Annotated in this window: 14 protein-coding genes; 3 read left to right on the top strand and 11 right to left on the bottom strand. The window is 62.3% G+C overall.

The genetic code is table 11. The features are described from left to right. Positions 1–24: 24 nt before the first annotated feature. A complete protein-coding gene (locus tag SM755_RS11180; protein WP_006827001.1) occupies positions 25–204 on the bottom strand; it encodes a hypothetical protein in 180 nt (59 codons plus the stop codon). Between the two features lie 115 nt (positions 205–319). Here SM755_RS11180 and eif1A point away from each other — a divergent pair, with 115 nt between their 5' ends. Beyond that, a complete protein-coding gene (eif1A, locus tag SM755_RS11175) occupies positions 320–610 on the top strand; it encodes a translation initiation factor eIF-1A (protein ID WP_323172729.1) in 291 nt (96 codons plus the stop codon). A gap of 186 nt (positions 611–796) precedes the next feature. Here eif1A and SM755_RS11170 read toward each other — a convergent pair whose 3' ends face one another. The 7 genes from SM755_RS11170 to SM755_RS11140 form a co-directional block, all read right to left on the bottom strand. Further along, on the bottom strand, positions 797–1,078 hold the full coding sequence (locus SM755_RS11170; protein ID WP_323172728.1) for a hypothetical protein: 282 nt from the start codon (positions 1,076–1,078) through the stop codon (positions 797–799). A 595-nt stretch (positions 1,079–1,673) separates the two neighbouring features. Beyond that, positions 1,674–2,786 (bottom strand): alanine--glyoxylate aminotransferase family protein, encoded by a 1,113-nt coding sequence (locus tag SM755_RS11165; protein WP_323172727.1) that lies wholly within the window; start codon positions 2,784–2,786, stop codon positions 1,674–1,676. 176 nt (positions 2,787–2,962) lie between these two features. Next, positions 2,963–4,021: an EamA family transporter gene (locus SM755_RS11160; RefSeq protein WP_323172726.1), complete on the bottom strand. Its 1,059-nt coding sequence runs from the start codon at positions 4,019–4,021 to the stop codon at positions 2,963–2,965. Positions 4,022–4,197: 176 nt separating this feature from the next. Further along, on the bottom strand, positions 4,198–4,779 hold the full coding sequence (locus SM755_RS11155) for a plastocyanin/azurin family copper-binding protein (protein WP_323172725.1): 582 nt from the start codon (positions 4,777–4,779) through the stop codon (positions 4,198–4,200). 396 nt (positions 4,780–5,175) lie between these two features. Continuing rightward, entirely contained in the window at positions 5,176–6,270 is a 1,095-nt protein-coding gene (locus SM755_RS11150; protein WP_323172724.1) for an aminopeptidase, read from the bottom strand. A gap of 63 nt (positions 6,271–6,333) precedes the next feature. Next, positions 6,334–6,732, bottom strand: a complete 399-nt coding sequence (locus SM755_RS11145) for a hypothetical protein (protein WP_323172723.1) — start codon at positions 6,730–6,732, stop codon at positions 6,334–6,336. Beyond that, a complete protein-coding gene (locus SM755_RS11140; protein ID WP_323172722.1) occupies positions 6,722–7,207 on the bottom strand; it encodes a hypothetical protein in 486 nt (161 codons plus the stop codon). Before SM755_RS11140 ends, SM755_RS11145 begins: the two co-directional genes overlap by 11 nt. A gap of 132 nt (positions 7,208–7,339) precedes the next feature. Here SM755_RS11140 and SM755_RS11135 point away from each other — a divergent pair, with 132 nt between their 5' ends. Continuing rightward, positions 7,340–8,353, top strand: a complete 1,014-nt coding sequence (locus tag SM755_RS11135; protein WP_323172721.1) for a GntG family PLP-dependent aldolase — start codon at positions 7,340–7,342, stop codon at positions 8,351–8,353. A gap of 38 nt (positions 8,354–8,391) precedes the next feature. On the opposite strand, the gene SM755_RS11130 is transcribed toward SM755_RS11135, so the two are convergent. The 3 genes from SM755_RS11130 to speB form a co-directional block, all read right to left on the bottom strand. After that, the gene (locus SM755_RS11130; protein WP_006110933.1) at positions 8,392–8,517 is read right to left on the bottom strand and encodes a hypothetical protein; all 126 of its coding nucleotides are present in this window, start codon (positions 8,515–8,517) and stop codon (positions 8,392–8,394) included. Positions 8,518–8,586: 69 nt separating this feature from the next. Further along, positions 8,587–9,771 carry a pyridoxal phosphate-dependent aminotransferase gene (locus SM755_RS11125; RefSeq protein WP_323172720.1) on the bottom strand — a complete coding sequence of 395 codons (1,185 nt, stop codon included), beginning with the start codon at positions 9,769–9,771 and terminating at the stop codon, positions 8,587–8,589. 4 nt (positions 9,772–9,775) lie between these two features. Continuing rightward, on the bottom strand, positions 9,776–10,780 hold the full coding sequence (gene speB, locus SM755_RS11120; RefSeq protein ID WP_323172719.1) for an agmatinase: 1,005 nt from the start codon (positions 10,778–10,780) through the stop codon (positions 9,776–9,778). Positions 10,781–11,010: 230 nt separating this feature from the next. Here speB and SM755_RS11115 point away from each other — a divergent pair, with 230 nt between their 5' ends. Continuing rightward, on the top strand, positions 11,011–12,054 hold the full coding sequence (locus SM755_RS11115) for an NrpR regulatory domain-containing protein (RefSeq protein ID WP_323172718.1): 1,044 nt from the start codon (positions 11,011–11,013) through the stop codon (positions 12,052–12,054). Positions 12,055–12,075 lie beyond the last annotated feature (21 nt).

Raw genomic sequence — 12,075 nt, 5'->3', positions numbered from 1 at the left:
CCGACTTGGCGGTTAGCCGAGCGTTCAGAACATGCCGAACTGCTTGAGGACGCTCGAGACGAGGGATTTGACGACGAGTCCGAGCCCGGCGAGGACGAGCGCGATGCCGACGGCGACCATCCAATTTGCGTACGCGATCACACCGATTCCGGCGAGGAGAACGACGATGCCGACGATACCGAGCAATCCGAGATTTTTCAGCATGTGCTGGCTTGCACAGGCGAGCGAAATAAGCGGCGTGGTTCGGCGTCCGGGCGAGAACGGGTGACAGACGGCGAATCGATAAAGGGTTAAACCGTTCGAACCCGAATCGTGCTGCATGAGCGACGACGGCGAGGGCGGTCGGAAGAACCTCCGAATGCCTGACGAGGATGAGGTCTTTGCGACCGTCACGAATATGCTCGGCGCGAATCGAGTGACAGTACGCTGTGCAGACGGGGAAGAACGGACAGCACGGATTCCCGGGAAGATGCAAAAGCGGATCTGGATTCGTGAAGACGACGTCGTCCTCGTCGAACCCTGGGATTGGCAGGACGAGAAGGCGGACATCACCTGGCGCTACGAGAAGAGCGATGCGGATCAACTGCGACGGGAAGGCCACATTCAGTAATACAGCACCGAAAGGATCCTTTTCCTTTTCAAGTCGATACGTAGCCGTTACCGGTAGCTCTAGCACTGTCCCGTCGTACGCGAACGGGAGTTGAGCGTTCGTAACGACGCAGTAGGCGGTCGCACTGGCTATTCCGGTTCAGAAGAGACGCAACTGTACGACGACACTTGGATACAACTGAGGCGATTATCGGGTACTGACACGGATCTCGACGGTTCCGAACCCGGGTACGTCGAGTTCAGTCATGCGGCCGCGGAGTCGGCGGCCGAGTGCGGGAAGAGCACGGTGAAGCACGACGCTGGCGAGCGCGAGCCCGCCAACGAGTGTCATCGCGGAGACGGGGTAGCTCATGGCGACGAAGAGGGCGAACGTGCCGAGCATGAACACGAGGCTGCCGCCAATTGAGGTGGTTGCGGATGGTGGTTTCGGGCCGGTACCGCTCGGTCGCAAATGTGGATAGCGAATCATGGTCGTGTATCCGTCGCCGGAGAGGCGACTGGCTTCAGCATAACGTCCGTCTCCGCCGTATATAGTATTTCATATTCCTGGTAAGAATAGTCGAATGGTACCACACAACAATGATGGAAACATCTGTTATAGACTTTGAGAAGTAGTGTAATCTATACCATGGTATGGCGTATCTACTATATTGTTTTCTAATATGTCTTCCATCTGCTTTGTTCTCAGACGACCGTCTCAAGGATGGGGGTGACGACAAACCGGTGACCTACCGTGGGTCGAATACCGGGACCGAATCACTGCTGATGAAGTCGAAAATTGTGACGCGGCCCGCGCTACTGTGAACTCGAACTGCAGTGACGCCTCCGTGACTAGCTCTATGCGCCGACGCCGTTGAAGCGACGGCAGACTAAGACGGACCGGTCGTGCCGCTGTTGAATTATCCGGGACAACCGCCACGAACCGCACGAATCCGCGACCAGTGAGATGGGTTTCCACCTCTCAACAGAATCCGTACTGAATGCAACTGTACAGCGTGTGTCCTCGCTTCTCCTCGCGCCCAGCCGAAACCCAAACCGGTTGACCGATACCTACAAACTGTAGCTTACAGGCCGGCGGTGTCTTCGATCGCGTCGGTCAGCGTCCGAATGGACTCCACGTCGTGTTCGCCCATGTGGCCGATCCGGAACGTCTTCTCGCCGAGTGCAGATCCGTACCCGTTCGAGAAGACCATATCGTACTGTTCGGAGACGGCGTCGATGGTCTCGGCCACGTCGATCCCCTGCGTATTCTCGATGCAACTCACCGTCTGCGATTCGTAGCCGTCCTCGGGGAACATCCCGAAGTGCTCGCGGGCCCAGTCGCGCGTGTACTCGGCCATCTCCCGGTGGCGCTGGTCGCGGGCATCGTGGCCCTCGGAGAGCATGTGCTTCATCTGGGTGCGGTAGGCCAGCATGATCGGAATCGCCGGCGTGGAGTGGGTCTGGCCCTTCCGGTCGTAGTAATCGAGCGAGCGCTGGAAGCCGCCGTACCACGACGCCGAGTCGCTCTCGAGTTCGCGATCGTAGGCGTCGTCGCTGACGACGCAGACGCCCAGTCCCGGCGGCATGGCGAAGGCCTTCTGGACCGACGTGAAGATGACGTCGATGTTGTGCTCGTCGATGTCGACGTAGTCGCCGCCGAGCGACGAGACAGCGTCGACGATGAAGGACGTGTCCGGATACTCGGCGATGACGTCGCCGATCTCCTCGATCGGGTTGCGAACGCCGGTCGAGGACTCGTTCATCACGCAGGTGACGGCGTCGTACGCCGTATCGCTCGCTTCGAGCGTCTTGCGCACGTCCTCGGGTTTGACCGCCTGTCCCCACTCGTACTCGAGCGTGTCGACGTTCTTGCCGAGGCGTTCGGCGACGTTGGCCTGGCGCTCGCTGAAACTCCCGCAGGTCGTCACGAGCACGTTCTCGTCGACGAGGTTCAGGACTGAACTCTCCATGAACTCGGTGCCTGAACCGGTGAGGATGATGACGTCGTTGTCGGTGCCGAGGAACTTCTTCGTGTCCTCGACGATGGTCGTATAGAGGTCCGTCATTCGGTCCATTCGGTGGCCGAACATCGGCTCGCACATCGATTCGAGAACGTCGTCACGCACCTCGGTCGGGCCCGGAATGTACAACGTTTTGTCGGGATAGTCGTCTCTGTATTCGCGTTTCTCGGTCACGGAAACCACCTGAGTACGGCCTACTGCGTAGCGAGGCGGTATGGTACTTTTGATGGCGTCTTATTTCCCCGCTCGGTAGAAGTGCTGGTCTCCGATCTCAGGCTCGTCGATTGCTCACCTTGTCGATAGCCAACGCGCTCCGAAAGCCGCCGTGCGGTGGCGCTGATGGTCTTTCGTCAGTCCCCGTGCGGGGCAACGCGAGTCGAGTGGTCGCTCTCACTGAGGCCGAGTTCACGATCACGCAGGTAGGCGTTCCCGTCGACGACGATACTGTTATCGTCATCACCGTCATTGCCATCGGCATCGGCAAGCAGGGGGCGCTGGGGGCCGTATCCAACCAGCGGACCGCCGACGCGCCACAGCGTTTCGAGTTTGCAGAGCCCAAAGCCGGTGACGATCAGTGCGAATCCGAGGACGGTCGTCGCGGTGATCGCTTCGCCGAGGAGCGCCCAGCCGACGAGTGCGGCGATGACTGGCGTCGCGTAGTTGACGAGGCTGAGTTCGGTCGCGCCGACGCGATCGAGAAGCAGGAAGTACGCGAGAAAGCCGCCGGCCGTGGAGACGACGCCGAGGTAGAGGAGTGCGCTCAGGGTCGCCGACGGAAACGAGACTGTCGCGAGTTGCTCGCCGGGATGGAAGGTGCTCAAGCCGTGCAACAGGCCGGCACCGACGACCATCGCCCAGGCTTGTACCGAGATCGTCGGGAGCGTTTCCTCGAGTCGTTCGAACAGAACGGACCCGAGTGCAAACACTGTGGCCGCGATGAACAGCAGTGCGACGCCGAGGATCTGTCCGTCGAGGGAGCCGCCGGGAACGGCAATGACGACGATGCCGACGAGGCCGACGAGGAGACCGGCGACGGCGGGTGCGCGGAGTCGCTGATTCGGGAGCAAGAGGAGCGCAAGCGGCGGCGTAACGATCGGGGTGAGACTCAACACGATCGCGGAGACGGCACTCGAGACGTACGACTGTCCGAGAAACAGAAACGCGAAGTGCCCGCCGACGAGCAGGCCGCCGGAGACGGCGATAGCGAGCCAATCGGTTTTCGTCTCTGGTCGCCACTCGAGTTCGCGAACGACGACCAGGCCGGCAAAGAGCACGGCGGCGATATCGAAGCGAAGCGCAGCGAACAGGATCGGGGGAAGCGTCGTCAGTCCGATTTCGATCGCACTGAACGCGCTGCCCCAGGCGAATGCGAGGGCAACGAAGAGAACCCCGGTTCGATTGAGAATCATTTTCGAAAGAGAAGGGGCGGGACTACTTTTGTATTCGGATTTCGGCGTGTCAGTGTCTCTCGGTGCCAAATTCGCCGATATGTGGTATCACGAACCACGGTATCGACGCGCGTAGAGAGCGGTCGCTACGTAGCCGAGAGGCGTTAAAAGAATAGGGAATGAAAAGACGGCTAGCGTTACTCTTCGCTTTCGTTGCCGTTACCGGTACTCTCGTTACCGTTACCGGTGCTCTCGTTACCGTTGCCGGATTCGTCACCGTTGCCGCCGCTCGAAGGTTCTACCTGAATCGTACCGCGCATCGAGTCCTCGTGTGGCCGGCAGACGTACTCTTTCATCTCGCTCGTTACTTCGTCGATTTCGAGCGTCTGCGTCTCGCCTTGCTCGCCCATCGTATCGGTCGAGAGGTCGTTGACGGGTTCGTCGCTGTCGTCGACGATTTCCATATTGTGGTTCGCACCGTCGTCGTTCAGCCACGTGATCTCGTAGGACTGGCCCTCGTAGAGCACGATGGTCGGGTTAGTCTCGCCTTCGATCGGGCTCGGGGCGTCACCGTGCCAGCCACCGGTGTCGCCGGTGAACTCGATCGTTTCGACGTCTTCCCACTCGGCCGGGTCGACTTCGCCGCCGTTTTCGCCGCCGTTTTCGCCGCCGTTTTCTTCGTCCGTGTCGTCGCTGCAACCAGCGACAAGTGCGGTCGTAGCCGCGGCACCCGTGATCTTCATCGCAGTCCGCCGTGAAATCGGGTTGTTTCGACTCATCAACTGAGCGTTATAGACGGATACATAAAAATCACCATCTTCTTCCCCCACATTGTCATGCGATTTCACACCATGGTGCTGATCTGAAGTAATATCCTATTACTTGCCGAAACAGTCGAAAAATAGTATATTTATGCCGAAAATACGGTACTTTCTGAAATATTCACGCCCCATTCGGGTTATTCAAACCCGTCGCCAAATCCGGCCGCAGCAACCGAACAGGTTCGGCCGCGGGGAAAAGTCGGCAACATATATCATATCTTACTATGTCTGGGACGGTAAAGCAACCATCAACGTCGGTGGTCGAATCACTACCGACGGGCTCCGCTCGGGCCGCTTTGCGAGCGCTCACGTGAACCCGGCGATGAAACACGGTTCGACCCGTTCGTTCGGCGCCTACTTCTCGAAGCCGTCTTCGAACCGGAAGGTGCCGTCGCGCTGGACGACTTCGCCATCGACCTCGATGAACGAGTTCTCGCTCATGTCGACGATCATGTCGACGTGGGCGGCGCTGTCGTTTTGCTCGTTGCCCTCGCCGACGGTGTCGTCGTAGGCCCGTCCAACGGCCATGTGGACCGTATCGCCCATCTTCTCGTCGAAGAGCATGTTGTACGTGAACCGGTCGATATCTCGGTTCATGCCGATACCGAGTTCACCGAGTCGGCGCGAGCCCGCATCGGTGTTTAGCACTTCGGTCAGGATCTCTTCGTTTTTCGCCGCCGAGTGCGAGACGACTTCGCCCTCGCTGAACTCGAGATACACGTCGGTGATTTCCCGGCCCTGATGGTAGAGCGGCATATCGAACAGGACCTCGCCTTCGACGCTGTCGGGTTGTGGGGCGGTGAAGACCTCGCCCCCGGGGAGGTTGTGCTCGCCGTGGTCGTTGATCGTCGGGTTGCCGTCGACGGACATCGTTACGTCCGTCGTGTCGCCGCTGACGATGCGGACCTCGTCGGCGGGGTCGAGGATCTCGACCATGTTCGCCTGGTGGGCGCGCTGTTCGTCCCAGTCCTTGTTGACGGCATCCCAGACGAAGTTCTCGTAGCCCTCGGTGCTCATCTCGGCGAGCTGGGCGTTCGCGGGTGCGGGGTACTGGGTCAGACACCAGCGCGTCGAGAGTCGTTCCTCGAGAATCGGTCCGTGGGCTTGCTGATAGGCCGAGCTGATTTCGGGGTCGACGTCGCTCGTCTGGGTGACGTTGTCGCTCGCTCGGATGGCGATGTAGACGTCCGTGTTCTCGATGAGCGCGAGTTCGTGTTGGGGCGTTTCGAACTCGCCGTCGCTGGCGCGCAGGAACGCACGCTGTTGGCGCTTGCCGGTGCGCTGGCTCGTCGAGACCGGATTCGCTCCCTTCTCCCCGATGACTTCGTAGAGCGCGACGACGAGGTCTTCGGCGATCGGATGGGCGTCGATGATGACGTTGTCCCCTTCTTGGAGATCGACCGAATGATTCGCGATAATCTCGGCATGGTTTCGGATTCGCGGGTCCATACTGGAGATGTATTCGCAGTGTTGGGATACCATTTTCGAATCGAAAGCCTTCCCCGGTCCCACTTATCGACCTGCGTCGCCGTCTGCCAGGAAAATGCCGAGGTAGATCGCGGTCAGCGCGCAGACGATTCCCGCGGCGAACGAGAGGGTAAACGGCGAATCGAGTGTGTGCGTCCGCTCGTCGAATAGCCAGCCGCTGAACCCGACGATGAGCAGCGCTAGCGAGACAAGCCGGAGCACCGAGACGAGCTGGTGGCCACGGCGGCCACCATCGGTTCGCGATTGGGCGTCTGCGGGCGGCTGGCTGCGCCCGCTTTCACGTGCGCGTCGGGTTGATCGCCGCGTCGTGCGCTGATCGTCGTTTGGTTCGGTTTCGACTGCGGCTCTCTCTTTAGGGCCGGTTTCGAGTTCAGTCTCGTCCTCCCGTCTGTTCGCCCCGGTTCGAGTCGATTCAGATGGCATCGTCGGTCCCCGTCGTGTAGTTGGGCGCGATGTCCGGAGCCGACGAGCCGGCCGCGCCAGTCGCCGACTCAAGTGAACTCGATGCGCCCGTCATCCCCGGATCGGGTGCATCGACGAACGACCAGAGTTCGAGCAACGGCTCCGGCAGGACGAACGTCGCCGAGATGGTAACCCCGTTGGTCGGCTCCATCGCCCGTCTGAGCTTGCCGAGTTCAGCGAGCGAGAGACAGAGCGGAACGAGCGCGAACGCGAGGAGGTCGCCGAACCGATCGAGAACGCGCGAGACGTGGTGCCAGAAAGGGGATGCCGATCGGGATGGGGACGATGCGGACGCTGATGGTGAACTCGGTACCGACGACGGGGGGCCGCTCGGATCGCGACCGCCGTCCGCCCTGAACCGACTCGTCTCCGCCCCTTCGGCCGTTGCGGAGTACGAATCACCGTCGGTCGAACTGGAGCGAGATGCGGGGTCCATACGCTCACAACAAATGATGCGTAGTTGAACCCTTCGCTGTCGTAGATTGTGACATCTAGCTGCCGTGTGACAGTGATTCGACCGCACACGGGACATGACAGGGTATTTCTTCGGCAACGGGCTATCTCCGCCATGATCGATCTTCGCTCGGATACCGTAACGACACCCGACGATCGCATGCGCGATGCCGCTCAGTCGGCCGCCGTCGGCGACGACGTCTACCGCGAGGACCCCACCGTCGCCGAACTCGAAACGACCGTCGCCGACCGACTCGGCACCGAGTCGGCGCTTTATTTCCCCTCCGGGACGATGGCGAACCAGGTCGCCGTCAGAGTGCACACCGAGCGCGGCCAGGAAGTCCTGGCGGACCGCAAGAGCCACGTCGTCAAATACGAACTCGGCGGTCTCGCCGATCTCTCCGGCCTGCAGGTACGCATGCTCGACACCGACCGCGGCGCACCGACGCCCGAGCAGGTCGACGCCGGGTTCGTTGAGGAGGAACTCCACCGCCCGGGGACCGGCCTGCTCTGTCTCGAGAACACCCACAACGCGCGCGGCGGACTTGCGATCGACCCGTCAAAGATCGCCGCGGCGGCCGAGGCGGCCCACGACCGCGACGTTCCGGTGCACCTCGACGGCGCGCGCGTGTTCAACGCCGCGACGGCGCTCGATGTCCCCGTAACCGAGATTATCGATCCTGTCGATACCGTCATGATCTCGCTCTCGAAGGGCCTCGGCGCACCCGTCGGGTCCATGGTCGCCGGCCCCGAGTCGTTCGTCGAGGACGCTCGCCGCACTCGAAAACTGTTCGGCGGCGGCATGCGCCAGGCCGGAATCATCGCCGCTCCGGCGCTCCGTGCGCTGGAGAACGTCGACGGCCTCGAACGGGATCACAAGCACGCGCGCGTGCTCGCGGAGGGACTTACGGCTGTCGACGGCTTCGACGTGCAGGAACCGGAAACGAACATCGTGCTCGCAGACATCGCGGGCACTGGGCTCGAAACGGAGGGTGTCCTCAATCGACTCGAAGAACGAAACGTGCTGGCCACAGCGTTCGGCCCAACGACGATCCGGTTCTGTACGCACAGAGACGTCTCGCGGTCCGATATCGACGCAGTACTCGAGCGAATCGACGACGCGTTCTGAGCCACCGCCGATCACTGCCGTCGTCCGTTTGCTTTTACTTACCGCATTCCGTCACGGAACTCGAGTACTGTCCGCCGGAGCAGCAGGTACGAGAAGAGAATCAGCGATAACAAGATCACGACGATCGCGATGATGACCGGGTCGTCGGGGATGAACTCGAGCATACGCGCCGGATACAGTGTCAGTGCGCAAAATCGTTTCGACGTGGATCGGCTCGAATTCGGGATCGGCGACTACCACCAGCGGTTTTCGACCAATCGGTCGATCGCCTCCCGAATCGTCGCCTCGTTTCGCGAGAACGTAAACCGAATCCAGTCGGACGCCTCCTCGGCGTCGGTGTAGAAGCTACTCCCCGGCACGGCGGCGACGCCGGCCTCCCGGATCAGTCGATAACAGAACTCGATGTCGTCCTCGTCGGTCGGGTATCGCGTCAGGATGTAGTACGCGCCGTCGGGTTTGACGGGGTCGAGTCCCGCTTCCTGCAGGCCCTCGTAGAGCAGGTCGCGACGCCGCTCGTAGGAGTCGGCGAGTTCAGTGTAGTAGGAGTCGGGAAGCGACAGCGCCTCGACGCCGGCGCGCTGGAACGGCGTTGGCGCGCAGATACTCGTGTAGTCGTGGATCTTCCGGAGTTCTTTCGAGAGGTACTCGGGCGCGAGACAGAAGCCGACGCGCCAGCCGGTGACGCTGAACGTCTTCGACATGCCGGTACAGACGACGGTTCGGTCGGCGAGGTCGCCGACTTCGACGGGGCTGACGTAGTCGTCCGCGTAGACGATGTGCTCGTAGATCTCGTCGGTGAGGACGATGAGGTCGTGCTCGAAGACGATTTTCTCGATGCGCTCGAGTTCCTCGCGCGAAAACACCTTCCCGGTGGGATTCATCGGGGTATTGAGCACGAGGATGCGGGCGTCCGTGGCGGCCGCGGCGAGTTCGTCGATGTCGATGGTAAGGTCGTCGGTGATGTCGATCGGGACCGCGGTCGCGCCGGCGAACTGGCTCGCCGGAATGTAGCTCTCGTAGACGGGTTCGAAGTAGACGACTTCGTCGCCCGGGCCGGCGAGTGCGAGCATGGTCGACATGAGGGCCTCGCTGGTGCCGCTGGTGATCGTGACCTCGGTTTCGGGGTCGTACGAGATGCCCTTCCACTCGGCGTAGCGCTCGGCGACGGCCTCGCGGAGTTCGGGCAGGCCCCAGGTGATGGTGTACTGGCTGTCGGTTTCGATGGCCTCCTGGGCGGCGGCCTTGATTTCGGGGGGCGTCTCGTCCTCGTCGGGGATGCCCTGCGAGAGGTTGATTGCGCCGCGGTCGATCGCCTCTCTGGTCATCTCGCGGATCACGGACTCGGCGACGCCCGCCGTTCGGGCGCTGCCGACCGCGTCGGCCGTTTCAGTCGTTTCGGCGGGTGGGTCTCGTTCCATCGTCTCACTCCGCGAACTGGCGTTCGAGCAGCGTGACCAGCAGGTACGCGGCGAGTTTCTGGGTGCCCTCGTCGGTGTCGTACCGGGGTGCGACCTCCATCATATCGACGGCGCTGACCGCGTCGGTCGCACCGAGTACTTCCATCGTCTTGAGCGCCTGGTGGGCCGTCAGCCCACCCGGAACCGGCGTGCCAGTTCCCGGCGCGACGCTCGGGTCGACGCCGTCGATGTCGAAGGAGACGTACACCGCGTCGGTTCCCTCGGCCGCCGACGCGACCGCGTCCGCGATGACCGACGTGATACCCTGGTCCTCGATGTCGCGCATCGTGTAGAGATCGAGTCCGGTCTCCTCGGCGAACTCGAAGAACTCGGGTGACTCGTAGCCACGGATGCCGACCTGGCTGACGTTCTCGTAGTCGACGTACTCGGAGTCGGCGATCAGGGCCGTACTCGAGCCGTGGAAGTCGGTTCCGAAGACGGGACTCTCCGAGGTCGTATCGGTGTGTGCGTCGATCTGGACGAACCCGACGTTGTCGTAGTCCCGCCCCTCGGCGAAGCCCCGAACCGCGGGGAACGTACAGTAGTGATCGCCGCCGAGCATGACCGGAAACGTCTGGGACGCGACCGTCGCCATGTGCGCGGTGATGCTCTCGGCCGTCGTCTCGCTGTCCATCGGGAAGACCGGCACGTCACCGCAGTCCGCGACGGTGAGGTCGTCGAAGTTCACCTGCTTGCCGGTCTGCATGTTCGTTAATCCGCCCTTGTAGTCCGAGAGATACGCCCACCAGCCGCTGGCCCGTCGAATCGCCGTCGGGCCGTACCGGGTCCCGGGCCGGTTCGAGACCGCCCCGTCGTAGGGGACGCCGAGAACTGCCGCGTCGACGTCCGTCACGTCGTCGATGTTCCGCGCGTCTCCCTTGAGAAACGTCCCCAGTCCGGCGTAGGCCAGCTCGACGCCGGCACCGTCGACCGACTCCCGAAAGGCCGCTGCGGGATTGTAATCCGTCATCGGTCAGCCCCCGTTTCATGCGTCTCGATCGCGTTCCTGCCAGCGCGCTCGGCCGCCGTCTGCTGGCCGGTCGCTCGCAGCTGCGTCCGCGACAGTTTGGGTGTCATAATTTCACATCCCGGCAAGTAGTTGCCACCCTATCCGTTTCGCGACAGGGACAATAAGGTTACGCCATCGCCCAACCTAGTAACCCAAACCTTGGTGGTCACCCTCGCCCACTGTCTCTGTGAATGCCACCGGAACTCGACAGACGAACGTACGATCTCCTCCGACTCGTCGATCGCCACGGCCCGATCGGCAGCATCCAGCTCGTCGAGTTGATGCAGCTCCACGGCTACGACATCAAAGACCGCACGATCCGGCTCACGCTCTCCGATCTCGACGACCTCGGACTCACCGAAAAGGTCCCCGGCCAGGGTCGCCGACTGACCCAGCGCGGCCGCGACGAACTCGAACAGGGCGACGTGAGCAGCCGCCTCGAACAGATCCGCGCCCGAATCGCCGCGCTCACGAGTCGCGTGAGCTACGATCCCATCGAGGATACCGGCGCACTCGTCGCCTCGGCCGCCTCCCTCGAGTCCGACGCCATCGACGACGCACTCGAACTCGTTTCCCGCCTCGAATCGCTCCCGCTCGGTCCGATTCCCGTCGCTCTCGAGGACAGCGCACCCGGCGAACCCGGCGAGACGCGGTTGCTCGTCCCTTCCAGCATCACGCTCGACGGCGTCTTGCTCGCCCACGGCGTTAACGCCGACCTCACGACCGCGGGCATCCTTGAGTACGAACCCGTCCCCGTCGACGCCGAGTTCGGCGACGGCGACCGACAACTCCAGAGCGGCGGTCGGATCACGCGCTACGTCGACGTGATCAACGGCGAGGGGTCGTCGATCGACGTAATTTCGCTGCTGATCGAGGCCGGGCGCAGCGACGTATTGTGCCTGCTCGAAAGCGAGGGACCCGGGCTTCTCGTCGGCGACGGCCGACAGTTCCCGATCAACCGGTACGAGGAAGCCCGCGATCTCGCGGTCGCGAGTCGAGACGCGATCGGCGGCGTCCTCGACTTTCGCCGCCCGCGTGAACAGGACAAACTACCGAACGGCAGTTCGGCCTGGGCGTTCGGCTCGCTCACCTACGTCGGCGTCGGCGAACTCGTGCTCGCGGCGCTCAGCGAAGCCGGCCTGACCGACGAGTGGGACACGCTGTACGGCACGGTCGAACGGAACTCGTTCGAACCGGTCGCGGCGGTTGCGCCGACGGCGGCGCTCGACGATTAAGACTGGCGTCGCAGTTCGCGA

Origin of the sequence: Natrialba sp. PRR66, assembly GCF_034808065.1 — an archaeon.
Lineage (GTDB): Archaea > Halobacteriota > Halobacteria > Halobacteriales > Natrialbaceae > Natrialba > Natrialba aegyptia.
The sequence above is the reverse complement of the archived record's forward strand: the minus strand, read 5'-3'. Positions and strand labels throughout refer to the sequence as shown.

Coding starts and splice junctions, on each gene's coding strand:
- SM755_RS11180 (WP_006827001.1), bottom strand. CDS start 204: ATGCTGAAAAATCTCGGATTGCTCGGTATCGTCGGCATCGTCGTTCTC.
- eif1A (WP_323172729.1), top strand. CDS start 320: ATGAGCGACGACGGCGAGGGCGGTCGGAAGAACCTCCGAATGCCTGAC.
- SM755_RS11170 (WP_323172728.1), bottom strand. CDS start 1,078: ATGATTCGCTATCCACATTTGCGACCGAGCGGTACCGGCCCGAAACCA.
- SM755_RS11160 (WP_323172726.1), bottom strand. CDS start 4,021: ATGATTCTCAATCGAACCGGGGTTCTCTTCGTTGCCCTCGCATTCGCC.
- SM755_RS11155 (WP_323172725.1), bottom strand. CDS start 4,779: ATGAGTCGAAACAACCCGATTTCACGGCGGACTGCGATGAAGATCACG.
- SM755_RS11150 (WP_323172724.1), bottom strand. CDS start 6,270: ATGGACCCGCGAATCCGAAACCATGCCGAGATTATCGCGAATCATTCG.
- SM755_RS11145 (WP_323172723.1), bottom strand. CDS start 6,732: ATGCCATCTGAATCGACTCGAACCGGGGCGAACAGACGGGAGGACGAG.
- SM755_RS11140 (WP_323172722.1), bottom strand. CDS start 7,207: ATGGACCCCGCATCTCGCTCCAGTTCGACCGACGGTGATTCGTACTCC.
- SM755_RS11135 (WP_323172721.1), top strand. CDS start 7,340: ATGATCGATCTTCGCTCGGATACCGTAACGACACCCGACGATCGCATG.
- SM755_RS11130 (WP_006110933.1), bottom strand. CDS start 8,517: ATGCTCGAGTTCATCCCCGACGACCCGGTCATCATCGCGATCGTCGTG.
- SM755_RS11125 (WP_323172720.1), bottom strand. CDS start 9,771: ATGGAACGAGACCCACCCGCCGAAACGACTGAAACGGCCGACGCGGTC.
- speB (WP_323172719.1), bottom strand. CDS start 10,780: ATGACGGATTACAATCCCGCAGCGGCCTTTCGGGAGTCGGTCGACGGT.
- SM755_RS11115 (WP_323172718.1), top strand. CDS start 11,011: ATGCCACCGGAACTCGACAGACGAACGTACGATCTCCTCCGACTCGTC.